Below are 25,021 nucleotides of genomic sequence, written 5' to 3'. Positions count from 1 at the left end.
AAATCTAACAATCTGTTTAGTGCCCGTCTATAATGTCGGGAAAAAGTTCTTACCAAATCATGTGTCAGTTTAGAAAGTGTTATTTACAAGGCTTGCGAAGTCCGAAAAAACGGCGTTTACATATCGTAAATGAGTAATTTTCGGACAAGTATAACACAGTAAATAGCACTATATGGACAGACACCATTTAGTTTCCGTCTGTAAAGTCGGGAAAAGTTTTACCAAATCATGTGTCTGTTCAGAAAGTGTTATTTACAAGGCTTGCGAAGTCCGAAAATACGGAGTTTACTTATTGTAAATGAGTAATTTTCGGACAAGCATAACACAGTAAATAACACTTTATGGACAGACACCATTTAATAATAGTTTAAAAAACATACATCATGAGTTTTCCCATAACACGATTAAGACGTTTACGTAAGTCTCCGGCCATTCGGAATATGGTTCGTGAAACGATCGTCAACAGAGATGATTTAATAATGCCTTATTTTGTTTGTCCAGGCGAAGGTGTCCGGAATCCGATAAAATCAATGCCTGGGAACTATCAATTGTCGGTTGATCTTTTAGTAAAAGAGATCAATGATTTATACACAACCACGGGCATTGATAAAGTCTTGTTGTTTGGTATTCCCGAAGAGAAAGACGAGGATGGAAGTGTGGCTTGTCAGCCGGATGCAATAGTACCGCGCGCTATCAGGGCATTGAAGAAAGCTGTCCCCGAAGTGATGATTGTGGCCGATGTCTGCAACTGTGAATATACAACACATGGACATTGCGGAACCATTGTGGACGGTGATGTCAATAACGATCTGACGCTGAAAACCCTGTCAGCCCAGTCGGTTACCCTGGCAAAGGCAGGTGCCGATATTATTGCCCCCAGTGACATGATGGACGGCCGTGTCGGGGCGATTCGGAAAGCCCTCGACGAAAACGGTTTTGAGAACACCCCGATAATGGCCTACTCCGCAAAATATGCATCCGCTTTTTATGGCCCGTTCAGAGATGCTGCCGAGAGTGCACCACAGTTTGGGGACCGATCCACGTATCAAATGGATCCAGCCAACTCGGATGAGGCCTTGCGTGAAGTTCAGGAAGATATTAACGAGGGAGCCGATATGGTAATGGTGAAACCGGCATTAAGCTACCTGGATGTCATTAACCGCGTGAAAGCTACTTTCAATATGCCTGTGGTGGCTTATAATGTGAGTGGTGAATTCTCTATGGTGAAAGCCGCTGCCCAAAACGGTTGGATTGATGAAAAACGCATCATAAAAGAAATACTGACATCCATTAAAAGAGCCGGTGCCGATGTTATCATTACTTATCATGCCAAAGAGTTTATGTTGAATAATCAATGAGTACAGTATAAAAAGCATATTTTTGTCAAAATTCAGGCGTTTTAAATTTTTGTACCGGAGGTAACTTATTGTTAATGAGGATGCAAAAATTTAAAACAACAACGAGTTTGGCAACAAAGATGCTTTTTAGACCGGACTCATCAATGATTCTCTTAAATTCGTTGACAATAAAAATAATCGTGTAGCAATTGTCTTATCAGGCTCATTCTGATTTGATTTTTATAACTTGTCAGTTCTGGCTTGTCCAGGTTAGGTTTAAGTTTTTTAACGGACTATTGAACTCACTCAATTCACTCAATTATCATAAAATGGAGTATATGAGACTATCCAAAAGCAAAGAGGCATTTCAAAAAGCCGTGAATTTAATGCCCGGAGGCGTTAATTCGCCCGTTCGTGCATTTAAAAGTGTAGGTGGCAATCCGGTTTTTATAGAAAGGGGAAAAGGTTCCAGAGTGTGGGATATTGATGGGAACGAGTACATTGACTTTGTTGCCTCCTGGGGGCCGTTGATGTTAGGACATGCCCGAGATGAGGTTGTTGAGGCCATCCGGGAAACCGCTACAAGAGGAACCAGTTTTGGTGCCCCCACGCTTCTGGAAAACGAGATGGCACAGCTTATTACAGAGATGGTGCCATCAGTTGAGAAAGTAAGGATGGTTAATTCGGGCACCGAGGCTACCATGAGCGCTTTGCGCCTGGCGCGGGGATATACCAAACGTGATAAGGTGATCAAATTTGCCGGCTGTTTTCATGGTCATGCCGACAGTTTTCTGATCCAGGCCGGGTCAGGTGCCATGACACTGGGATTGCCGGACAGCCCTGGTGTTACAAAAGGTGCCGCACGCGATACTTTGATCGCCTCTTTTAACAATCTGGAGTCGGTAGAAAAATTATTTGAGGAATATGAAAACCAGATTGCTGCGGTAATCGTGGAGCCGGTACCCGGAAATATGGGAGTCATTCTTCCCAGTACAGGTTTTCTGCAGGGATTAAAGGAGCTTACATCTCATCATGGCGCATTACTGATATTCGATGAGGTCATTACAGGCTTCCGTCTTTCACCCGGTGGTGCCCAGGACCTTCTGGGAGTAACTCCCGATTTGACGACAATGGGGAAGATCATCGGCGGCGGCCTGCCCGTTGGCGCTTTTGGTGGGCGAGCTGAAATAATGGATCATCTTGCACCTGAAGGATCGGTCTATCAGGCCGGAACTCTTTCGGGAAATCCGCTGGCAATGGCCGCGGGAATTGCGGCTCTGAAGATTCTCAAAAACAATCCCGAAATCTATAAAGATATTGAAACAAAGTCAGCACACCTCGAGAAAGGATTGAAGAAAAATCTTGAAAAGACTGGTGTGCCGGGCGTCGTCAATCGTGTGGGCGGAATGCTTACGCTCTTCTTTACCGAAGAGCATGAAGTTTTCAATGACGAATTGGCTGCTACCTCCGATACAAAGCGTTATGCTGCTTATTTCGGGAACCTGCTTCAAAATGGTATCTATCTTGCTCCATCACAGTTTGAGTGTACTTTTGTTTCGGATGCTCACACGATGGACGAAATTGACCGCCTGCTTGAAGTATCCGGGAAAGCTTTGGCAGCCCTGTAGATAGAAGTAGCCGACCTGGCGGCATGCGTAACGCGGCAAATGGTACTTTATGGACAGACCACTAAACAGGATTACAAATCCTGAATTAAGGCAACGCGGATTACCGCCCGGCTTTGCCGCTTTGCTCTGCAAAGAAATCCGCGTCAGCCAATTTGGTTCATGCCTTTTTGAAAATTTAGCTCTCTAAAATTCATGTTCGTTTCAAAAATATAGAACAACGCGTTTGACAACAAAGATGCTTTTTAGACCAGAGTTTCTCTATTATTGAAATATAAGAGATAATGCAAAACAGCCTCCTGATTGATAAGTTAAAAGGCAAACCGACTCCCAGGCCCCCTGTTTGGTTTATGCGACAGGCCGGACGTATTCTGCCCGGTTACCGAAAACTGAAAGAAAAATACACCTTTCACGAACTGATGAGCAATCCGGATCTGGCATCACAGGTTACCCTGATGCCGGTTTATGATTTGGGCGTGGATGCCGCTATTTTGTTTTCGGATATTCTGGTGATTCCGGTGGCACTGGGAATGCAAATGTCGTTTACAGGTAATGGACCGGTGTTCAAAAAACCGCTGGCGGAAACAGAAAAACCATCTCAGGAATTAAAACCAGATGCTTCCAGGCTGGAATATATTTACCGGAATATTGACAGGATCATTTACCAAAAGCCGCAGAATATTCCGCTTATCGGTTTTTGCGGCGCTCCCCTCACCACACTTTGCTATATGATTCAGGGGACTGGCAAAAATCCCGATTTTCCGGAGGTCGTGAAATATCTGTATACCAACAAGCGGGATGCCCGTAAATTGATAGAAGCCATTGCTGAGATGTCGGCTCATTATGCGCAGAAACAAATTCAACACGGGGTAGATGTTTTCCAGCTGTTTGATACTCATGCAGGTTTAATACCCGCAGACCTTTACATGGAACTATTTCTGCCTGCCATTCAAACGATTTCGGAAGCGGTGCGTAATACCGGAACACCATTTATTTTTTTCCCGAAAGGATTGGGTACCGGAATTCAACACATCACCCCCCAATTGGCCGATTTTGTTAGTATCGATTGGCAAATGCCCCTCCGGCACGCACGAGGGTTACTGTCCACGCAAATTGGAATTCAGGGAAATATCGATCCCCGTCTTTTATATGCCCCGCAAAAAGAAATTGCTGAAACTCTGGAAAAACTTATTCCGTTTTACCGCGAGCATCCAAACCTGATAATTAATCTTGGCCATGGCTTTTTGCCCGATATTCCTTACGAAAACGCCCGCTTTGTAACAAACTGGGTTAAACAGGCCAACTGGTCAGGATGATGCTTTCAGTTCACTAATCAGGTCATCCAGGTTTACCGTGGCAAATGACGAAGCATAATCGCTCATGGCATAAGGAATGATAAGTTCACCATTGTGAATATAAGTACCACAGGTATATACTACGTTGGGCACATAACCGGCTCTTTCATCTTCGGAAGGTATAAGTAAAGGCTCTTTCAAACGGCCTATGACTTTTGTCGGGTCGTTCAGGTCGAGCAGGGAGGCACCAAGCGAATATTTCCTGACAGGCCCGACACCGTGTGTTATCAAAAGCCATCCGTGCTCGGTCTCGAGGGGAGAACCGCCGTTGCCAATTTGCATCAATTCCCATGGGTGAAGCGGCTCCTGGAGTATTTGAGCATGACTCCATTTGCTTAGGTCATCCGAGAACATGATGTAGTTGTTGACCCCGTCGATGCGTCCTATCATGGCAAATTTCCCGTTTATCCGTCTGGGGAACAATGCCAGGTTTTTGTCTTTGGCGAATTTGCCGTGGATCGGAAATATGCGAAAACGATAAAAATCTTTTGTAACGATTAGTTTGGGCAAAATGGTGTATCCGTCGTATGCCGTGTAAGTTGCATAATACGATACAGAGCCGTCATCCTCGACAAACCTTACAAACCGGGCATCCTCAATCCCGTTTTTTTCAAATTTCGACAACGGAAAAATAACCCGTTCGGAAAGATCGGTATCCAGCGAAAACCGAATCTCGGTATAGGAACCGGCCAACCACAATATTTCCTGGAGAGTTTTTTGGGCTTCAAGGCTCAGGTCAGACTCCTCTTCAATGTTTTGAGCGGCCTCCCTGACCTGATCGTAATTGAATTCATCGGGTAACTGACTGATCACCTTTTGATAGAGGTGTTCCTCTATGCCCATTTCTTTTAGTTTGCTGGTGAAAAGTTTTTTCTGGTAATTGTGGCTCTTTACCGATTCGGCTTCATCAATCTGGCTGCCCTCATCCTGAACATGTATATCGTTATTCTGGTCGATGATCGCTCTGCGAAAAACCAGGGATGAGATATGTCCTTCGCCGGTTCCCCTCAGACTAATGATGACACGGGTTTGTCCTTCCTCCAGACCACTTTGGTCGGGGTCTTCTACGATAGACGGGTTGAACAAAGCTGCCGATTCGACGGCATATTCCATGGTGAAATAGGCCCCGATGAGGAGCTTTCGGTTTTCCGACAGAACAGTTTTGCCATTAAGTCCGTCAACAAGATGCTTTACCTTGTTGTAATGCTTTTTGAAAAGGGTAGTAATGCTTCTGTGCCGGCGGGTAAATTCGCGAAGTATCTGGCTCAGGTTGGCAATAACCTCCTGTTCCGGCATTTTCAGAAGGCTCAGAATAACTTTTTTTGCACGTTCGTCACCGTTAAAGAAGAAGCGGGCAATAACCCGGTTATTATCCGGGTATATAATGATATTTTTGCGTTCAACTGATAGTTTCATCTTTCTTGTCTCCGATAATTTGATTCCTGAATACTGGGCAAATTTATTAAAATATTTCAGGGCCCGTTTCTATCTTGAGTTTGTTTTCGGGGAAATAATGTGAATCGGGTTAATTACCATCTTAAATCTAATAATCTAATAATCTAATAATCTATATTAAAACATTCTTTGTCATGCCCGTTTCATGCAAATCTTTATAAAAGGCGCGGTGGCCTGTCCGCTTTCCGGGCCGGCGGATGGCGGGAAGCCAAAATGGGCGACGTTCAAGGCCTTGCGCAATGGCCGGAAATTTTGACTTTTGCGTGGAGACAATTTTAAGCGGACCAGATCTTTGTGGTCCTTTTTGGGGGCACTGCCAAAAAAATACAATGGAAAATTGAAACAGGCTGCTGACTTTTTCAGCAGCCTCTAATTAATCTGCATTAAATTCGAAATCGTTAATTGTAAGCTTTAGAAACTACGTTTTTTCAGGACAAGCCTGAAAAAAAGCCCCTGTGTGGGATTTAGTCAACTTAATCAACATGTTGGTTAGTTTTATACGCTAAGCGCCTACAGAGATTAAAATGGTCTGATTGGACGACAGAAATTCCTGTTCGTTTACATTCCAAAGGCATAATAATATTTGCCCGGATAATCTTCGTACACACCTTCCAGGAACACGCCGCCTTTGATTTTCTCCAGTTGGTTAACGAAACCTTTGACACTTCGTACGCTGTTACCATTCACTTTCGTGATGATAAAACCTTCACGGACATCGGTGCTGCGTTTCAGTTTACCTTCTTTGAGTTTGGTAATTTTAACGCCACCTTCAATGCCAATTCTCCTGGCAGCTTCTTTATCTACCTCTTCAAGTTCGACTCCAAGAATGGTAAGGACATCTCTTTCTTCTTTATGCAAAGGTTTTGTTTCTCCTTCACTGTTTCGCAATACCACATCAAAATCGAGCTCTTTTCCAAAACGATTGATTTTCAGCTTGACTTTATCGCCAGGATGGTGTCTTCCAATGATCTCCAACAATTCTGCGGTTGATTTTACCCGGGTTTCATTAACTTGTGTGATAACGTCACCTACTTTTACACCGGCATCACCGGCAGCACTGTTTTCGGAAATACTGTCGACATATACGCCGCTGGTAACGTCGAGGTCTTTTTCCCGTGCCAGATTGCCGTCTACATCCCTGATCATAAGTCCCAGGTACCCTCTTTGTACCGATCCGTATTTGAGCAGATCATCTACAACTTTGGATACAATGTTGGCCGGAACAGCGAAACCGTAGCCTGCATAAGCCCCTGTCGGACTTGCAATGGCTGTGTTGATGCCAACCAATCCTCCTCTCAGATTAACCAAAGCGCCTCCGCTGTTACCAGGGTTAATGGCAGCATCGGTCTGAATGAATGATTCAATGGCATTCTGATTGTGCAGGATATTGATATTTCGACCTTTGGCGCTTATTATGCCTGCAGTTACAGTGGAGTTCAGGTTGAAGGGGTTGCCCACCGCCAGAACCCACTCTCCAACTTCGACCTCGTCGGAATTGGCCAATGGTAACGGATCCAAATCGCCTGCCCTTATCTGTATCAATGCAATATCGGTAGAGGGATCGGTCCCAATTACTTTGGCTTTAAGTACTCTGTTGTCTTGAAGCGTGACTTCTATGTCATCTGCATTGTCAATAACATGATTGTTGGTTACAATGTAACCATCTTCGCTAATGATAACACCAGAACCTGTGCCAACCCGGGTTTGCGGTCCTCTTGGCTGTTGGGGCGAAGGAGACGGTGATTCAAAAGGCAATCCGAAAAACCGTTCAAAAATATCATCGTCAAAAAAATGACGAAAAGGATCGGGAATGCTCCGGTATTGGTAATTCTGGACGTTTAGAATCTGAGTAGATTTGATATGTACCACAGACGGCATCACTTCTTTTGCAACATCTGTGAAATTCAGGGGAACAATATCGCCTTCCTTGTCGGTGGTGTATACTGCACTTACCGCGGGGGTGCCGGACACATGTTCTATTTTTATTGGTTGTCTTTCATCGAATCCAAGAAGGAAAAAGCTTCCTGTTACGATGGCACCGCCTATGATTCCGGAAATTATGTATGATGCAATCCGTTTCATCATAATGACCTCCTCTTTTTATAGTGGATAATTTATAGCTGGACAAAATCAACAACGCCGGGGCGCAACGTCAGGCGTTGCAACCCCGGCGCCTTGTTTGAAGTTGACCTGTTTTTACAGAACAACCTGTTTTACCTCAATTAAGAAGCTCTTGCCGGCTCAGGAAAGATAGCCGGTTATGAAATTTTTATGGTTTTTGCAGGCTTGGGTTTTATTTCATCTTTCTTGGGCAAAGTGATATAAAGAATACCGTCGGTGTATTTGGCTGAGATGTCATCCACCTTCACCATGTCTTCCGGAACGTTAAATACGCGTTGGAATGATTGATAGTTAAATTCACGACGGGTCACTTTGCCGTCTTTTTCATCTTTGCTCTCTTCTTTCTTTTCTGAAGAGATGGTCAGTCTTCCGTTTTGATAATCTATTTTGAAATCTTTACGTTCCATTCCCGGAGCAGCTACCTCAACAGTGAACTCGTTATCGGTTTCACGAACATTCACAGCAGGTAAGGTTGAATTGGTACCTGCAAAGTTTGACAATCCCCAATCCATCAGATCACTGTTGAAAAAGTCGTTGAATAAGCTTGGAATGGATGGGAAGAAATCGCCTCCTGTATATCTTTGTAATGCCATAACTTAACCCTCCATTTTTTGGTTAGACATCTGTTTTTTCTCTCACTTTTTTGTTTTTCACTTTTGTTTCTTCCAAATGTTATGCCATAGAATGATGCCCGAATTGCTAAAAAATTTTAAAAAATAAAACACTGAAAACCAATCAATTTATAATTGTTTAATTCAATAAATAAATTAAGGGTGAAAACCGACATTTTTCACCCTTAACTCACATGACATTTTGACCTTACTGATAAGATTGTTTTGCCATTTTTTCAGTCAGATGTGTCCAGAATCGATAAAAGTTTTGGCAGATCACCACCGTGTGTGTCTGTTTTTCGAAAATTAGATGAGTGCAGTCTAAAAAGCATCTTTTTGTCAAAATCAAGGCGTTTTAAATTTTTGCACCAGAGTTAACTTGTTGTTAATGAGGATGCAAAAATTTAAAACAACACCGAGTTTGGCAATGAAGATGCTTTTTAGACTGGGCTCACAGATACAATATCTGTAACTTTTCATGTTAAGATCGCAATAGCTGAATGAATGCTCTGATATAAAACGGCAGGTCTGCCGGTGTCCGGCTTGAAATCAGATTTTTCCCCGGCCAGCAACACTTCCGCTCCGGCTTCACGCAAACGAATTGCCGGATGTCAAAGTTCCAGGTCTTCGTAAAGATCGTGTACCAAAGCTGCGATTTTTTTGTTTTTCAGTTCCATAGTTCCATAGTTCCAGTTTTTCTGTTTTTTTATTAAACGGTTGGAGATGTATCATTGTTTTACAAGATAATCGTGTTAAAATTTCCGCTAACTTTACGGACAATTGAGGGCATCAATCGTCAGTAAAAAAAACTAAACGCTGAGACACAATGATGCAGAGTTTTTTTTATGAGAAAGTTATGGTCGTTCTTTTCAATTCGCGTAATTGACAACATTATAGTTGATTTTTAAGGAATTATCGAACGCTTTCCGGTCGTTTTGCTGGTCCCGGACAAGAAATGGCGCAGACATTTTCAGATAACATTGAGTGCAGTATAAAAGGCATATTTTTGTCAAAATCAAGGCGTTTTAAATTTTTGTACCAGAGTTAACTTGTTGTTAATGAGGATGCAAAAATTTAAAACAACAACGAGTTTGGCAACAAAGATGTTTTTAGACCGGGCTCAACATTAAAAAAAAATAGTTTACCCAAAAAAACACGAATATCTGCAGTAAGACACTAAAAATTGTTTCCTCTGAAAAAAAACTTATACATATCGTTGTTGGCTTTTATTATTTTGATGTGCCCTTTCGATTCCTTTGCTCAGGAAAATGCGGAAATCCGAAACATCAGGTTTAGAGGGAATCATGCTTTCAGTGATGGTGAATTAATGGATAAGATAACTTTTCGGGAATCATCATGGATTGGCAAGACTTTTTTCAAGAAGGAGCCTTCTTTTTATACTTCCCAGGCCTGGGAGATGAATAAAACCCAGTTGAAGGCTTTTTATCAGTCGCACGGTTACCTGCATGTAGTGATTGCCTCTCCTGATATTATGATACATTCGCGTAAATATAAAGTTGACCTTACTATTGAGATAAATGAGGGCCGGCCGGTAGTTATTGAAGATTTATCTTTTGAGACTGTTAATGAAGGGACAACAGATTCATTGTTTGAACTTCCGGAATGGCAAAAAGCAAAACAAAGTCTTGAGGCCAGACCCGGAGAAATATTTCGTGATAACCAGGTAAAAAATGATCAGGAGGTGATTGCTTCATGGTTTACTTCTCACGGGTATGCCTACGTGGGCGTAACACCGGATATTTCGTTATCGGCCGATACTCTTGGCGCATCGATTCGCTGGTTAATTCGAAAGGGACCGCTATGCCGTTTTGGAGAAATTTCTATAGAGGGAGCGGAACGAACCCCTCTTAAGGCTATTCGCAATCAGCTCTCTATTCAGAAGGGAGAGATATACAGTTCTGAGAAGCTTTCACAATCCCAGAAGCAGGTTTATGAACTGGGTCTTTTCCGTATTGCCTCTGTTCAGACCCTGCTGACCAGTCAGAAAAATGATACCGTTCCTGTTAATATCAAAATAGAAGAAGCTCCGCGTTTGTCAACACGTCTGGGATTTGGTTATGGAAAAGAAGACAAATTCAGGACCTTTGCAGATGTCGGATATCTGAATTTTCCGGGCCGAACCATGCGAACAAACTTTTATGCTAAACATTCGGGACTCGAGCCATACCGGTTCGAAGCGACTATCACGCAACCGGCCGTGTTTGGTCCCAGTTCTTCATTGAAGTTCAATCCCGGGGTGCGCAGGAGGAAAGAAGAAAGTTTTGAGTCGTTTCTCTGGGGGGGAGATTTGTCGCTTCATCAAAATTTCTCCGATTTTCTCGCCAGTTCCGTTTCATTATATTTTGAGCGGGTCGATATAAAAATTGCATCCGATTTTGAGCGCTCTCTGACCGAACTTGATCAATCCGTTTATTCCAAAAACGGTATTTCGGCGGGACTGATCTACAATACTTCCAGTCCGCGTTTCGATCCTGCCGAAGGCTGGTCTTTGGCTTTTAATGCAAGAGCAAACAGTTCTCTTTTCAACTCGCCATATCCGTTTTTTAAGTATTTGTTTGAAATAAAACGTTATCAACCGGTTATGAGTGGGGTAGTGCTTGCAATCAGACTGAAGGGAGGAAGCATTATACCCATGGGGAAAGCTTCGGTTACACCGATAGAAGAACGATACTTTGCCGGGGGAAGCCAGTCGGTTCGCGGTTGGGCCCGCCAGATGCTCGGTCCTCTTGATGTTGAAGATATTCCGGTGGGAGGGAATTCTCTTTTGGAAGGGAGCATTGAACCCAGAATTAAAGTAATGGATCCGGTTAGCCTTGTGGTGTTTTTGGATTACGGAAATGTTTGGCGGGATGAAAATACATTCCGGATTAGTGATTTACGTTTTGCAGCCGGCGCGGGACTACGCGTTTCCACACCAATCGGGCCGGTGGGAATTGATTTTGCCCGTCCCGTTTTCGACGAGGTCTCAAAATGGCAGTTTCATTTGAATATTGGACATGCCTTTTAATCTGAATAATCAAAACCAGGTGAATAAACTTATCAAATACATATTGTTTGTCTTTACAGGCCTGATTAGCCTGTTAATCCTCCTTTTGTTGTTTACGCAGACAACGATGTTCCGTCACATTGTGAAAGAACAGGTGGTGAAGATAGCCAACCGGGAGTTGAACGGGAAGGTGGACATTGACAGGCTCGAAGGTAATTTTTTTAGTCATCTTTCCGTTCAGGGATTTTACGCCGGCCTGAATGAGACAGATACACTTTTGGCTTTTGATGAATTATCGCTTCAATATTCTCTGTGGCCGTTATTGAACGGGCAGGTTCATGTCGGGTCGATAATATTGCGTCGCCCTTTGGTAAACATCAGCCAGGATAGCGATTCCACATGGAATTTTCAAAAGTTATTTCCCAAACGGGTGGCAGATGCTGACACTGTATCTTCAGAACCTTTGTCATTGTCTTTCTACCTGGGGACTTTTAGAATAGATGATGGGCATTTTGTCATCGGCACGACTGACAGCATTGTTCCTGCATCCATAAATAATTTCAATCTGGAGTTGAACGGACATTATTCGTCCCGTTCTATGATGCTCGACCTTAAGCACATGGGATTTCTGACACCGGTCGGAATTCCCGATCTGGAACATTTGCAGTTTGTTGCGTCGAAGGAAGATTCAGTTTTTACAATATCCGATTTTGCCCTGATGACACCCCAAAACCGTCTGAAGGCACGGGGAAATTATTCTGCCACGGCTAAGGTCGATGGAGCAGGCGAGATGGAAACAAGTCCTTTGGAGTTGTCCGAATTTTCATGGATTTTACCTGATATAAGGATAGGTGTCAGTCCCGAAATAGAACTGAAAACCCGGCTCAACAGTGATAATATCGATATTGACCTGAAAGTGAAGCATCAGGAGCAGCAGTTCGGTCTGAAAGGAGGAATTACAGGCTTCTCAAACTTACTGAACGATAGTCTGAGGCATCATTCTGCGCTTAATGTTGTTCTCTCCTTTCAATCGTTTGATCCCGGTAAATGGTTCATGTTGTCTGATCTTCCGCTTGTTTTAAACGGCAATATTCAAATATCGGGCAATGGCCTTGAGAACAGTGGTGAACCGTTAAAGTTTGATGCGAATTTTGCTCGAAGTCGTTGGGACCAATATTATTTCAGAGAATTGATGTTTGCCGGTAGTTATCTTTCAGGAGCAACAAAGGTACAATCACGAATTGCCACACAAGTTGGACTTTTTGATATCAATTTAGAGACTCATCTTTCAAAAAGAAATGCACCTTTTCACCTGAAAATTAAGGCAGACCGGTTTCCTGCAGGCCATTTTCTTCCCGAATGGGGAGATAGTACCATGTTGAATATGAACTTTAGTGCCGACGGATCGGGGCGTGATTTGAATTCATTAAAAGCGCGTTTTGGTTTGGTGATTGAACGGTCTGTTATTGCCGGAATACCGGTGGACTCTTTAACCGCTGACGGACAGATTGACAGGCGCTCTGTAATACTGGATATGTTGTATTTCAGGAACCGGTCTGCTGATTTAAGTGTCAGCGGGAGATATACTGAAGAAGGTTTGATATATTCTGAATTTGAAGTATTTCTGGCCAACCTGGATGCTTTTGGTCATTATGTTGAAGTGCCGGTCACATGGGAAGAACTAAATTTGTCAGGGAAAGCAGAAGGAAGGCCCGACTCATTGTTAACAGATATTTCAATAAACGGGCAGTCTTTAAGGTATGATACAATAGCCGGTTTTGACAATGTTTATGTCCGGCTGGAAGGATTGCTAAAGCCTGATGAATACTCAGGCCGGGCGCAGACCACTCTTCATGGAATTTCCGCTTCGAACGTGGAGATGGATTCAATTTACCTGACTGCTGATGTGGTTCCCGGTGAATGGCAGGTGGAAACTTCCGCGTGGCTGCCCGATTCGCTGGGATTGAATCTACAGGCCACCGGGAATTTCCAGATGCCATTTCAAGTCTCTGTTCCGGTAATGGATGTTTTTACCCCTTATGAATCTTTTTACCTTGTGGGTGACGGGGCTCAATTATTTATTGATTCTACACGAATGGCGCTGTCCGGCTTTTCTTTAGCCACCCGAAGTAATGATGCAATTTTTGTCAGAGCCGAAGGAGCCTATATTAAAGGAGATTCCATAGATATCGGAGCATCTGTTGAAAAACTTGACCTTTCCTTGATCCGGAAGCTGGGGCTCGTGGATAAACACATGGCTGGCAGACTATCAGCCGGAGTGAATGTGAAAGGTGCTCTTTCTGATCCTGCTTTGGACATGGTTCTGGTGTCGGATAGCATCGAAGCAGGACAGGCGCGGCTTAAAAGACTGGAGGTCGATGTTTCATATATTAAAGATACACTGAGTGCATATCTGATGATAAAAAGTCCGGCAGGTGATTCACTGACTGCTGAAGGCGTGTCTCCTGTCCGGATTGGTTTTTCTGATAGTATAATGGTTTCAAGCATCAAAAAAATCAGCGGGAGAATTCATACCAGACAGTTGAGACCGTCTTCATTCTTTGTATTTGATGATCCGGACAATCAGTTTTTCAGAGCTTTGGTCGACATGGATGTTACCTTTGACGGGTCTTTGTTACAGCCTGTTTTGACAGGTTTTGTGAATGCCTCGGGGGGCGAAATATCGTTGCCGGCCTATGGTATCGAATATAGCGGTATAAAACTCAGAACCAGAGTCGACAGCAACCGTATAATGGTCGATTCTCTGTTCGCAAGGCGGGATAAAGGTACTTTTCTGGTTACCGGCAGTGTAGCATTTGATTCCGGTCTGGTTTCAGGAAACCTCTCCCGGATAGACATGTCGTTAAAAGCAAAGAATTTTTTTGTTTCACGTCATCCCAATCATGAAATTCAAATTAATGCCGATACCTGGTTCAGTATGGAAGAAGAAAACCCGACTTACAGAGGCAACCTTACCGTCCTGCGTTCGAGTTTTTACCTGCCGGCCTTACTGAATATGGGCGCTGCTTCGGATGTGAATAAGCCCATGTTGGTCAATGCGCTCGAAGAGGAAAAGCGGGATAGTACCTATAATATAGATTTGGACTCAATAAGGCAGAAAAACCCGGAAGGAGCGGGAAATCAACTGATGAAAAACCTTACCGGTAAAATAAACGTGAAAATCCCGCGTAACAGCTGGATCAAGTCGGAAGATATGAACCTGGAGCTATACGGTGATTTTGATCTGCTAAAAAACAATGCGTATTTTGAAATCTTCGGGGTATTGGGAATTTCAAGAGGATATTATACCTTGTACGGACGAAAATTGATTGTCCGTGAGGGAGAACTTACATTTCAGGGAGGAAAAGATATCAATCCGGGAATAAATATTAAAGCAGAATATATCTTCAGGGGGAAAAACAAACAAAAAAATGAACTGGTAATGATTGCCGGTGGCACGGCCTTTGAGCCTCAATTATCGTTTACCTTAAACGGGAATAGTATAACCGAGCGGGATGCCATGGCATATCTTCTCTTTAACCGGTCGTTTGACGATTTGAGTTTCAGTAATCAGGAAGGTGTGTCGGGTAACTTGCCCTCCGCCATGTTGTCAGGTTTGGTATCGTCACAGTTGACAAAGACGATTGGAAATACTTTTGATCTCGATATGGTAGAGATTCAGGCCGGAGATGACTGGGAAAGTGCTACCTTTATGGTTGGCAAATATATTACCAATAATCTTTTTGTGATTTATCAGAGAGGATTTGGTGAGAGCGAAGATGAATCTTTAACACCCCAGAAGATAACCCTGGAGTATGAACTGACACGGAATTTGTCATTCAGACTCACTCAGGGAGATGTTAAAGATTCCGGAATTGATGTAATTTTGAAATTTGAAAAGGATTAAATATGGATGGCCCGGCACAAAAGAAACAAAGACAGGTTTACAGCCTTTTGACTGAGAAGCGGGTGAAAGAGTCGCTTGACCTTCTGTCCGAACTGGTAAAGGAGACCCACAACAGCGATTTGATTGACGGACTTTACCATCTGGAGATGACCTATAAAAGTCTGTTGAGATACACTGTTGAGGGGTTTACCGACCCGGAACGGCAACAGGTTTACAACCATTTGCTGGCTGATATTTACGCCCTGGCTGATCGTATTGTTGATGCGCTTTGTTTGCGTGGCAGTCAGGGATGGGTTTTCGATGCACGACGCTATCTGAACAATCTTCCTGAAGAAGAACTTGATAAAATTGTTACGAACTATCTTAAAGAGTCTGACCAATATATGGTTTCTTATACGGTCGATCCTTCCATTGCTTTGCCCTATCAGCTGGAGAAATCACTCGACCGCCTGTTTGAGATGATCGCAGCATTACCTGAATTTGCCAAAGGGAGAGAAAAAGATATCAGAAATATATTTTTCGGGGATGATTTTTTCTGGCCATGGCAAAGTGTCATGGTTAGCGCTTTGACGATTAATCTGCTTAACACTTTCAGGGAGGATAATCTTGCTTTGCTTTTCGATCTTTGTGAACATCCTAACCTGCAGGTAAGGCTCAGGGCATTTACCGGCCTCATATTCGTTTTGTATAAGTACGATGCCAGGCTTTCGCTCTATCCCGACATCGATGTTCGCATAAAGAAACTGAATGATCAGTTTTCACCCGAAATGATTCAGACCATATTGATTCAGATTATCCGCACCAGGGAAACGGAAAAGCTGACCAGAAAGATGAATGAAGAGATCATACCGGAAGTTGCCCGTATTCAGCCCAACCTGCGTCGAAAGCTTGATTTGGATAACCTGCTGGGAGAAGGTTTTTCGGAAGATAAAAACCCCGACTGGGAAGATATTTTTTCCGACTCACCCGAGCTGATGGACAAGCTGGAAGAGTTAAGCCGTATGCAAATGGAGGGTGCCGACCTGTTCATGTCTACCTTTAAAATGTTGAAGCACTTTCCTTTTTTCAATGATATTTACCACTGGTTCCTGCCGTTTTTCTATCCCAATCCCATCGTTCAGGATGCTTTGAAAAATGAGACCGGACCACTCAACGACAGCAATATTCTTAGCTCTATGGCCGAGTCGGGTGTGTTGTGCAATTCCGATAAATACTCGCTGATTATGAGTATTCCCCAAATGCCCGGTATGCAAAAAGAGATGATGGGGAAAATGTTTGGTGCTGAAATTGAGGCAATGAAGGAAGTTCAGAAGAGTGACGAGCTTATCGATCCTGAAAAGAAAAAGTTGTATATCTCAAACCAGTATGTTCAGGACCTTTATCGCTTTTTTAAATTGCATCCCCAGAGGGAGTCGTTTGATGATCCCTTTGAATGGAATATCGATTTTCAGGATAAATGGTTCCTTTCATTTCTTGCTCCGGGTCATAATATATTATTGAAACTTGCTGAATACCTTTTTGGTAAAAATTATTTTAAAGAAGCCGGGAAGGTGTTTTTAAAAGAAGCGCAGAAAGAAGTTCCTGATAAACAAATTCTTCAAAAGTTAGCCTATTGCTATCAACAGGAGGGAGATTATGAAGAGGCTCTGCAATATTATTTACAGGCCGACTTACATGGTGATTCGCAGGTTTGGAATCTTAAGAAAATCGCGCTTTGTTACCGCTATCTGAAGAATCCCAACAAGGCACTTGAATATTATAAGCTTGCCGAACAGAAAAAACCCGATGACCTTCATACACAGGTGAGCATAGGACACTGCCTGCTGGAGCTTAAGCGTTACGACGAAGCCCTGAAATACTATTTTAAGGTGGAATATCTGGCGCCGGATAATCACAAAGTGTGGCGACCGATTGCCTGGTGTTCATTTGTTGAGGGGAAACTGGAACAGGCCAAAAAATACGGGTTGAAACCCATGGATGAAAATCCCACTCAGCATGATTATATGAATATGGGGCATATTGTCTGGTGCCTGGGCGAACGCCGGGAAGCTCTTGACTGGTATCTGAAATCAATCCGGCACAAGGATTCTTCACTCAAAGAGTTTATCGATGCTTTTAATGAAGACAAAGAAATTTTATTGAAACATGGTGTGGATGTTTCGGATGTGCCCATCATGCTTGATCAGTTGCGTTACTATCTTGAAGAAAATTAAGAATGTCCGGAAAGAAGTCACGGGTAGAATTGTGTAGTTACGGCATATACAGTTCATGAGATCGTTCCGCTCGTGAGCCGCCTTAACTAAGGGAGATTACTGCAAATTATACCGGTCATCCCCGATGTGGAATTTTGGTGTGTTTTGAAAATAAAAGCGGCTAAAGGGAAAATTCCGGAATATCAAATTATTTATCCGTATAAAATTTGTTTATTAAGGTCGGATGGAACTCGCATGCAAGAACTTATATATATTCTGATTGTGGCAATCTTTGCCATGCTCGTTTCATTTTTCCGTTCGAAAATGAGGATGTTAATATTATACCTCTCTTTACCTGTGAGGTTTTGACTTATTCAAACGACTGGGAATTTTATCCGGGAGTTACCGAGTGGAAGGTATATAAAAATATAAAAAGAAAATTAAGCCGGTGAGTGGATTGGATCATCACCAGGTTTCAGAATAAGGTAGTTGCTCGTAAAAAATTTGTGCTTTTCTTACCCTGAAAAATTAAGAAAAGGTAATATTAAACAGAAATGCACCGAAAATAATCAGCACAATTACAATAGCTACTTCAATGATAGAATAAATCAATATCTTCCTCTTCAACTTCGCTATTGTATCATTCTCGCTCTCTCTCATTTTTTTTCTCTTCAAAAAATTCATATTTGCAAAGGAAAAGGTTTTTGTAGAAATTTTGAATAGTCAAAACGATAGTTGTGAATTTTTAACTATTTTTTAAAAAGACACATATAAGAATATAAATCAAGGTTTTGCATATTTATTTTGAAAAAATACGATAAGAAAGTGATAGGATAATATCAGAGATGAATGTAAAAAATGGTTTGGCCTGAAATTCACATGATCAGACATTAAACCGAAAATGCATAATATCTCCATCCTGAACTTCATATTCTTTTCCCTCAATATGCATTTTACCTGCTTCTTTGCATGCCTGTTCAGAACCGAGTGCCACGTAATCTTCATATTTAATGACTTCTGCCCGGATGAATCCTTTTTCGAAGTCGGTATGGATAACTCCGGCAGCTTGTGGAGCCAGAGCTCCGGCAGGAAATGTCCAGGCTCTGACTTCTTTTTCCCCGGCGGTAAAAAATGTTTTGAGATTAAGCAGTTTGTAAGCTGATTTAATGAGCTTGGCAACCCCGGATTCCTTCAGACCGATATCGTTGAGAAACATCTGTCGTTCTTCAAACGTTTCCAGTTCAGCTATTTCTGCTTCGGTTTGAGCCGCAATGACCAGTACCTCGGCATCTTCTTCCTTTACGGCTTCCTGTATGGCTTCAACATATTTATTACCAGAGATAACAGATGCTTCATCTACATTACATACATAAAGAATCGGTTTGTTGGTCAGAAGGAAAAGGTCTTTGGCTACTTTTTCTTCCTGCTCGGTCAGTGGCACCACTCGTGCCGATTTTCCACTTTCAAGAGCCGCTTTGTATTTTCGCAAAACTTCCAGAAGTCTTTTAGCCTCAGGGTCTTTAGATGTTTTAGCCACTTTTTCGGTCTTTCCGATACGGTTTTCAATGGTTTCCAAATCTTTGAGTTGAAGCTCCATGTCGATAACTTCTTTGTCACGCACCGGGTCAATGGTACCGTCGACGTGGGTTACATTGTCATCTTCGAAGCAGCGCAATACATGAATAATGGCATCGGTCTCCCTGATGTTGGCCAGGAATTTATTTCCCAGTCCCTCCCCTTTGCTGGCCCCTTTAACAAGTCCGGCGATATCGACAATTTCTATCGTAGTCGGTGTAACTTTTTTAGGTTTCACCAGTTTTTCCAGTTGTATCAGCCTTTCGTCAGGAACAGTAATGACTCCGACATTAGGTTCGATAGTGCAGAATGGGAAATTGGCCGATTGCGCTTTTGCATTTGATAAACAATTGAAAAGGGTTGATTTTCCCACATTGGGCAACCCAACTATACCACATTGTAAAGCCATAGATTTTCTGTCATTTTTTAGTGTCTGTCCATAAAGTACCATTTGCTGCGTTACGCTTGCCTCCAAAATACTCATTTACGGAAAGTAAATTCGGTTTTTGGCGGCCTCGCAAGCCTTACAGCCGACACTTTATGAACAGACACACATATTGTGAAAACTTTTGCGGGTTTGACGTGCACTGCAGTGTCTGTCCATAAAATACCATTTGCTGCTCCTTCCATTGCCCGCAAAGACTTGCCGGTGAAATGGCGCTAAAGCTTCAGGTAACAGGCGATTCGTTAAAATTCTTGTCATGCTCGTTTCAGTTTGCAAAGGTAGCTGTTTTTTTGGCAAAGAAATGAGGATGAAGCTTTGATTTATTTATCTTCGCAGAAGTAAATAAAGAAAACCTGATATGCAGCCTGACGATAAGGAAATATTGCATCTGGCACAGGAAGCCGGTAAGCCCGACCAAGCCTTGGCTTTGTTGATGAAAAAATATAAAGAAAGGCTTTACTGGCATATCAGAAAGATGGTAATTGTGCACGAAGATGCCGACGATTTGTTGCAAAATACGTTTATGAAAGCCTGGAAAAGTATTGGTAAATTTCGTGGTGATGCATCCCTTTATACGTGGTTGTACAGAATTGCTACCAATGAAACGCTTAATTACCTCAATAAGAAGAAGGAGGGTTTGCTGAATGAAGATTCGGATATGGAAATAATGTTAGGTAACAGGATTGAGACCGACCCGCTCTTTTCCGGCGATGAGATTCAAAAACGATTACAGAAGTGTTTGCTTGCCCTTCCTGAAAAACAAAGGCTGGTATTTAATATGAAATATTTTGAGGATATGACTTATGAACAGATTTCCGAAATTCTCGGGACTTCTGTTGGTGCCTTAAAAGCTTCTTATTTTCATGCCGTTAGGAAAATTGAAGCATTTATTAAGAATGAGGTTTTTTAAATCGAACGCAGGTTAAACCTTTTTTAGTTTAAATGTTCTAAATAAATAAGTTAATGGTACGCAGGGCATGCTTGCGAAATCGAAGAACAAAGAACTTTTAACATCGTATTGTTCTAAGATGTTTAGATAATGAAACGAGCATGGCAGGGTTTCTCTTTCGTTCCAAATTTTTGTAACGGTGAATAAGAACGCGGGGCATATTCTCAAGCGTTTTCTGCTACAGAAAATTTGATTTTAAAAGATTTAAGGGCCAAAACAGTAGGAATTATGGATGAAAATTTATTTGGCAGGAAAGAGTGTCCGTTCAAAGTTCCCGATAATTACTTTGAAGATTTTGAACAACGGATATTAGCCAGGATTGAAGCAGAGACAGCCAGCGAGCGAAGTAAAAATTCGTTAGCCCCGGTAATTTCGGTTATCAAGCCCTGGCTGGCCATGGCTGCAGCCTTCCTGGTTATTGCTCTCATTTATTATCAGGCACCAAAACTCTTTAACGGTTCTGATGAAACAGCTATACTGGGCAATACGGATGAAGAATTTATTAATTCTTTGGCTCTCATTTTAGATGAAAATGTTATTAATGAACTGTTTGTTGCCGAAGATTCTTCTCTGGTGCTTCTACCCGACACTTTGTTTTGGGGTGAATTTACAGAAGAGGAACTGGCGGCTGTTACTTATTTTGAATAATTCTTTTACGTGATCAGTACGTTGTTAAGTTTGGTAATTATGTTTTGGTTTAAAAATCGATGCTATGAATAAAAAGAATATCATATTAGTGATGGTTTTTACCCTTGCCCAGGTCTTTTTTATTTCAGGGAACGCTCAGGAAGAAGAATCCCGCCTTGAACGACTAAAATCACAAAAGGTCGCCTTTTTGACCGAACGGATAGGTCTCTCAACAGAAGATGCCCAAAAATTTTGGCCGGTATATAATGAGATGTCAGAAAAAATGGATGAACTTTGGAAAGAGAAAAAAGAAAATATTAAAAAGCTATATCATTCTGACGAATCTTTGAGTGAAGCCGGGAAAGAAGCTGCCATTGATGAATATATCAATTATGAGCTGAAAAAGGCAAATCTTGAAAAGGAATATCACGAAAAATTTAAAAAGATACTGACCATTGATCAGGTAATTAAATTATATGGAGCTGAGCATGAATTCAAGAAAAAAATGCTTCATATGATTAAGGGGGGGAAAAGTTCGTCCTGCACCGATTGTGACAATGATAATGAACCAGACAAAATGCCCTCTAAAACCTGAGGGCATTTTCTTTTCGGCTTTGCAAAAAACGAATGGTCTTCTCTATCTCCATGTACATTATTTTATCTTCGTGAATGAAAGCTACTTCCTTTCTGTAATCTTTCAGAAGTGTTTCAAGAATTTCGGATGATTTTGCGGGACGCCTGAATTCAATTGCTTGTGCGGCATTAAAAAGTTCAATGGCCAAAACTCTCTCTACGTTTTGCACTATTTTCAGTGCTTTTGTAGCAGCATTACCGCCCATGCTTACATGATCTTCCTGCTCGTTGGATGATGGGATGCTGTCAACCGATGCCGGTGTAGCCAATTGTTTGTTTAAACTCACAATTGAAGCAGCAGCGTATTGCGGAATCATGAAGCCTGAGTTTAGTCCGGGATTCGCGACTAAAAAGACCGGCAATCCCCGCTCACCGGATATCAGCCGGTAAATCCTTCTTTCGGAAATACTTGCCAGTTCGCTCACAGCGATTCCCAGAAAATCAAGGGCAAGCGCAAGCGGTTCACCATGAAAATTACCCCCTGACAGTATGACTTCTTCATCAGGAAAAACAATGGGATTATCTGTTACTGAGTTGATCTCGGTCTGCACTACTTTTGCCACATAATCGATGGCATCTTTAACAGCACCATGTACCTGCGGAATGCATCTGAAGGAATAAGGGTCCTGAACTTCTTTGTGCCGGGATGAGATTATTTCACTTCCATCCAGGAGTTCTCTGATGTGTCTGGCTGTCTCCAATTGGCCGGCATGAGGTCTGACCGATTGAAGAATTTCCGTGAAGGGGTCTATTTTCCCGTTAAATGCATCAATGCTAAGCGCCGCGATGAGGTCGGCCTGCCTGGATATTCTGAACGTTCTGATGAGTGTATATACTGCATACGCGCTCATGAACTGGGTGCCGTTAAGCAATGCCAGGCCCTCTTTGGCTTCGAGTTTTATAGGCTCCCATCCAAACTGGAGAAGCATTTCAGAGGCATCCGCTTTTTTATCGTCTATCCATACCTCCCCATGCCCCAGCAATGGCAGAAAAAGGTGAGCCAGAGGGGCAAGATCGCCCGAGGCACCAAGCGAACCCTGTTCCAAAACTACCGGCACAATCCCATTGTTGAAAAAGTCGATCAACCGCTCTACGGTTTTTAGTTGGACGCCCGATTTCCCGAGACTCAAAGCATGTATCTTTAAAAGGAGCATGAGCCGGACTACATCACGGGGCACTTCAGGGCCGGCACCACAGGCATGACTCAGAAGTAGGTTTTCCTGCAGTTTGTTTAGATCGGTGCGTGATATTGACCGGTTGTGAAGGGCTCCGAAGCCTGTGTTTATGCCATAGACGGGGCCTTCTTCGTCAGCCAGTTTTTTGTCGAGCCATTTTTTACACTTTATTATCAGGTTGGACGATTCTTCGGATAAGGCAATCCGCTTCCCTTCGGAAAGTATGCTTTGTATGGTTCCAAAAGTGAGAGGGGCAGGCGTAATATAATGTGTTTTTTCCATGAGATGACAAGTTTTGATTTTATGAAACAAGCTGGCACTTTGATTTCTCCCCCGGCTCCGCCGCTTTGTTTACAAAGAAATCCGCCACATATACCGCATTCATAACTGGATACCTAATCGTCGGGTTGGATGCTAAAATCAGACATGAATCCGGCGAAAAGAAAATGAAACGAGCATGACAAAGAATGTTTTAATATAGATTATTAGATTATTAGATTTAAGATGGTAAGATGGTAAGATGTAAGATAAAACGGGCCTGACAAGGCATAATACAATAAGAATATGTATAAATGCTTGCATGCGGGTTCCATTCGACCAATGACTTAGATAAATTTTATACTGATGAAATGTATGGTTTTGTAGCGTCAAGACCTGTCACTTCACGGGAACCTGATGTCGCCCCCTGGCAAAACATTTGTGGTAACCCGGGTTTTAAGTATTCTGCCCATGTGAAAAGGCTTTTTTGTTTTGAACCTTTTCAAGGTTAGCATTTTTAACGTAAAGATGAAATGACTTCCATCATTTACTGCACTTATTGTTCAGGCTTATTCCAGTATTTGCTCATAAACTTTAATGTAATCATTCACCATTTTTTCCTGGCTGAAATGTGTTTCGGCCCATTCTCTGCATTTTTTTCTGTCGAGCCGTTCCAGTTGCGGGATTTTTTCTACAGCCTCTGTTACATTTTTTACCAGAAAACCGGTAATGCCGTCGTTGATTAATTCCGGCATTGATCCCCGGTTAAAAGCAATAACGGGGGTACCACAAAACATTGCTTCAGCGACGCTCAAACCAAAGGGTTCGTCAAAATTAACGGGATGCAGCAGGGCTTTAGCGTTGCGCAGCAAATGGTCCCGCTTTTCAGGACCGGAGCTGCCCACAAATATTATATCGTCATCGTTTATGTATGGAGCTACATTGCTGTCAAAGTAGTCACGATCCTGAATGATTCCCGAAATAATGAGCTTCATTTTGGCTTTTTTTGCAATCTCGATGGCTTCACGGGTTCCTTTGTCGTGATGGATTCGCCCGAAAAAGAGCAAATAATCGTCCGGATACTCGTTTAAAGTGAAGAGGTTTTTGTTGATTCCGTTGTACACAGTGGCGATATACTTTAACTCGGGACTCCTGTCAGAATTGCTTATGGATACGTAATGATTAATGCTGTTGTATCGTTTGTAAACGGGAATGATTTTCGGCGATGAAAAACCATGTATCGTGGTGACGACCGGTGTATTTATCAGTCCTGTGTAAGTTAGCGGCAGGAAGTCGAAATGATTGTGAATAATGTCGAATTCCCGGGCCCTTTCCATGGCATAACTGATATGAAGACATTCCGAAACTTTGGGGTCGGAGTCTTTATCTTCTTCATATCCCCGTTCGATTATACCGTCCAGTTTTCCCTTTGTTTCCGAGTCGAGAGTGGCAAAAAGTGTGACATCAATACCTTTTGCGACCAGTCCCTCGGCAATATTGGAAGCCACCTGTTCCCACGGGCCGTAATGTCTGGGAGGTGTTCTCCATGCTACGGGCGAAAGAATTGCTACTTTCATTTTTGTTGTTTTTTCACTACAGATATATCAGATTTCCAGGCTATTCTATTGTGAGACGTTGCGAACCATAAAACTGCTGCAATTTTAGCTTTCTGGTGCTGGCTTATTTCCATCCTCATATTTAAAAATCTACTGAACAATTGCATTACTGAATCAAAATGTCTTGCGTTTT

The 25,021-nt window shown here is 42.5% G+C and carries 16 protein-coding genes; 9 read left to right on the top strand and 7 right to left on the bottom strand.

The window, feature by feature from the left end; all coding sequences use genetic code 11:
• Positions 1-383: 383 nt before the first annotated feature.
• The 3 genes from hemB to hemE all read left to right on the top strand — a co-directional run bounded on the left by hemB (position 384) and on the right by hemE (position 4,278).
• Positions 384-1,358: a porphobilinogen synthase gene (gene hemB, locus ATH1_RS0107110; protein WP_010419448.1), complete on the top strand. Its 975-nt coding sequence runs from the start codon at positions 384-386 to the stop codon at positions 1,356-1,358.
• Between the two features lie 317 nt (positions 1,359-1,675).
• On the top strand, positions 1,676-2,965 hold the full coding sequence (gene hemL, locus ATH1_RS0107105) for a glutamate-1-semialdehyde 2,1-aminomutase (RefSeq protein WP_010419444.1): 1,290 nt from the start codon (positions 1,676-1,678) through the stop codon (positions 2,963-2,965).
• 281 nt (positions 2,966-3,246) lie between these two features.
• On the top strand, positions 3,247-4,278 hold the full coding sequence (gene hemE, locus ATH1_RS0107100) for a uroporphyrinogen decarboxylase (protein WP_010419441.1): 1,032 nt from the start codon (positions 3,247-3,249) through the stop codon (positions 4,276-4,278).
• Here hemE and ATH1_RS0107095 read toward each other — a convergent pair.
• The 3 genes from ATH1_RS0107095 to ATH1_RS0107080 all read right to left on the bottom strand — a co-directional run bounded on the left by ATH1_RS0107095 (position 4,270) and on the right by ATH1_RS0107080 (position 8,486).
• A complete protein-coding gene (locus tag ATH1_RS0107095) occupies positions 4,270-5,733 on the bottom strand; it encodes a glycoside hydrolase family 130 protein (protein ID WP_010419437.1) in 1,464 nt (487 codons plus the stop codon). The genes hemE and ATH1_RS0107095 overlap by 9 nt on opposite strands.
• Before the next feature lie 597 nt (positions 5,734-6,330).
• Complete coding sequence (locus tag ATH1_RS0107085) at positions 6,331-7,857, bottom strand: Do family serine endopeptidase (protein WP_010419431.1); 1,527 nt, start codon at positions 7,855-7,857, stop codon at positions 6,331-6,333.
• Between the two features lie 173 nt (positions 7,858-8,030).
• Entirely contained in the window at positions 8,031-8,486 is a 456-nt protein-coding gene (locus ATH1_RS0107080) for an Hsp20/alpha crystallin family protein (RefSeq protein ID WP_010419429.1), read from the bottom strand.
• Between the two features lie 1,237 nt (positions 8,487-9,723).
• On the opposite strand from ATH1_RS0107080, the gene bamA reads away from it, so the two are divergent.
• From bamA to ATH1_RS0107060, 3 genes are read left to right on the top strand one after another with little or no spacing between them, the layout of a single operon-like run.
• Positions 9,724-11,532, top strand: a complete 1,809-nt coding sequence (gene bamA / locus ATH1_RS0107070) for an outer membrane protein assembly factor BamA (protein ID WP_245531735.1) — start codon at positions 9,724-9,726, stop codon at positions 11,530-11,532.
• 19 nt (positions 11,533-11,551) lie between these two features.
• Positions 11,552-15,418: a translocation/assembly module TamB domain-containing protein gene (locus ATH1_RS0107065; protein ID WP_245531734.1), complete on the top strand. Its 3,867-nt coding sequence runs from the start codon at positions 11,552-11,554 to the stop codon at positions 15,416-15,418.
• 2 nt (positions 15,419-15,420) lie between these two features.
• Positions 15,421-17,631, top strand: coding sequence for a tetratricopeptide repeat protein (locus tag ATH1_RS0107060; protein WP_010419422.1), 2,211 nt, complete (start codon positions 15,421-15,423; stop codon positions 17,629-17,631).
• A gap of 507 nt (positions 17,632-18,138) precedes the next feature.
• On the opposite strand, the gene ATH1_RS21610 is transcribed toward ATH1_RS0107060, so the two are convergent.
• The gene (locus ATH1_RS21610) at positions 18,139-18,285 is read right to left on the bottom strand and encodes a hypothetical protein (RefSeq protein WP_162096778.1); all 147 of its coding nucleotides are present in this window, start codon (positions 18,283-18,285) and stop codon (positions 18,139-18,141) included.
• Positions 18,286-18,493: 208 nt separating this feature from the next.
• Positions 18,494-19,594: a redox-regulated ATPase YchF gene (gene ychF, locus ATH1_RS0107045; protein ID WP_010419415.1), complete on the bottom strand. Its 1,101-nt coding sequence runs from the start codon at positions 19,592-19,594 to the stop codon at positions 18,494-18,496.
• A gap of 394 nt (positions 19,595-19,988) precedes the next feature.
• Here ychF and ATH1_RS0107035 point away from each other — a divergent pair, with 394 nt between their 5' ends.
• The 3 genes from ATH1_RS0107035 (at position 19,989) to ATH1_RS0107025 (ending at position 21,801) form a co-directional block, all read left to right on the top strand.
• Positions 19,989-20,540: an RNA polymerase sigma factor gene (locus tag ATH1_RS0107035; RefSeq protein WP_010419413.1), complete on the top strand. Its 552-nt coding sequence runs from the start codon at positions 19,989-19,991 to the stop codon at positions 20,538-20,540.
• A gap of 267 nt (positions 20,541-20,807) precedes the next feature.
• Positions 20,808-21,227 carry a hypothetical protein gene (locus ATH1_RS0107030; RefSeq protein ID WP_010419412.1) on the top strand — a complete coding sequence of 140 codons (420 nt, stop codon included), beginning with the start codon at positions 20,808-20,810 and terminating at the stop codon, positions 21,225-21,227.
• A gap of 64 nt (positions 21,228-21,291) precedes the next feature.
• A complete protein-coding gene (locus ATH1_RS0107025) occupies positions 21,292-21,801 on the top strand; it encodes a hypothetical protein (protein WP_010419410.1) in 510 nt (169 codons plus the stop codon).
• Here ATH1_RS0107025 and hutH read toward each other — a convergent pair.
• Positions 21,791-23,296 (bottom strand): histidine ammonia-lyase, encoded by a 1,506-nt coding sequence (gene hutH / locus ATH1_RS0107020; protein WP_010419408.1) that lies wholly within the window; start codon positions 23,294-23,296, stop codon positions 21,791-21,793. The genes ATH1_RS0107025 and hutH overlap by 11 nt on opposite strands.
• Positions 23,297-23,841: 545 nt before the next feature.
• Positions 23,842-24,849 (bottom strand): glycosyltransferase family 4 protein, encoded by a 1,008-nt coding sequence (locus tag ATH1_RS0107010; protein WP_010419407.1) that lies wholly within the window; start codon positions 24,847-24,849, stop codon positions 23,842-23,844.
• Between the last annotated feature and the right edge of the window lie 172 nt (positions 24,850-25,021).

It is taken from the genome of Anaerophaga thermohalophila DSM 12881, assembly GCF_000191885.1.
In the GTDB taxonomy this organism is placed as follows: domain Bacteria; phylum Bacteroidota; class Bacteroidia; order Bacteroidales; family Marinilabiliaceae; genus Anaerophaga; species Anaerophaga thermohalophila.
Note: the sequence above shows the minus strand (reverse complement) of the source record. Positions and strands in the feature narration are given on the sequence as shown.

What these genes read in the sequence shown, in the direction of transcription:
- ATH1_RS0107060 (WP_010419422.1), top strand. Translation starts at nt 15,421, where the DNA reads ATGGATGGCCCGGCACAAAAGAAACAAAGACAGGTTTACAGCCTTTTG.
- hemE (WP_010419441.1), top strand. Translation starts at nt 3,247, where the DNA reads ATGCAAAACAGCCTCCTGATTGATAAGTTAAAAGGCAAACCGACTCCC.
- hemB (WP_010419448.1), top strand. Translation starts at nt 384, where the DNA reads ATGAGTTTTCCCATAACACGATTAAGACGTTTACGTAAGTCTCCGGCC.
- ychF (WP_010419415.1), bottom strand. Translation starts at nt 19,594, where the DNA reads ATGGCTTTACAATGTGGTATAGTTGGGTTGCCCAATGTGGGAAAATCA.
- hemL (WP_010419444.1), top strand. Translation starts at nt 1,676, where the DNA reads ATGAGACTATCCAAAAGCAAAGAGGCATTTCAAAAAGCCGTGAATTTA.
- ATH1_RS0107025 (WP_010419410.1), top strand. Translation starts at nt 21,292, where the DNA reads ATGAATAAAAAGAATATCATATTAGTGATGGTTTTTACCCTTGCCCAG.
- ATH1_RS0107080 (WP_010419429.1), bottom strand. Translation starts at nt 8,486, where the DNA reads ATGGCATTACAAAGATATACAGGAGGCGATTTCTTCCCATCCATTCCA.
- ATH1_RS0107085 (WP_010419431.1), bottom strand. Translation starts at nt 7,857, where the DNA reads ATGATGAAACGGATTGCATCATACATAATTTCCGGAATCATAGGCGGT.
- hutH (WP_010419408.1), bottom strand. Translation starts at nt 23,296, where the DNA reads ATGGAAAAAACACATTATATTACGCCTGCCCCTCTCACTTTTGGAACC.
- ATH1_RS0107035 (WP_010419413.1), top strand. Translation starts at nt 19,989, where the DNA reads ATGCAGCCTGACGATAAGGAAATATTGCATCTGGCACAGGAAGCCGGT.
- ATH1_RS0107095 (WP_010419437.1), bottom strand. Translation starts at nt 5,733, where the DNA reads ATGAAACTATCAGTTGAACGCAAAAATATCATTATATACCCGGATAAT.
- ATH1_RS0107030 (WP_010419412.1), top strand. Translation starts at nt 20,808, where the DNA reads ATGGATGAAAATTTATTTGGCAGGAAAGAGTGTCCGTTCAAAGTTCCC.
- ATH1_RS0107010 (WP_010419407.1), bottom strand. Translation starts at nt 24,849, where the DNA reads ATGAAAGTAGCAATTCTTTCGCCCGTAGCATGGAGAACACCTCCCAGA.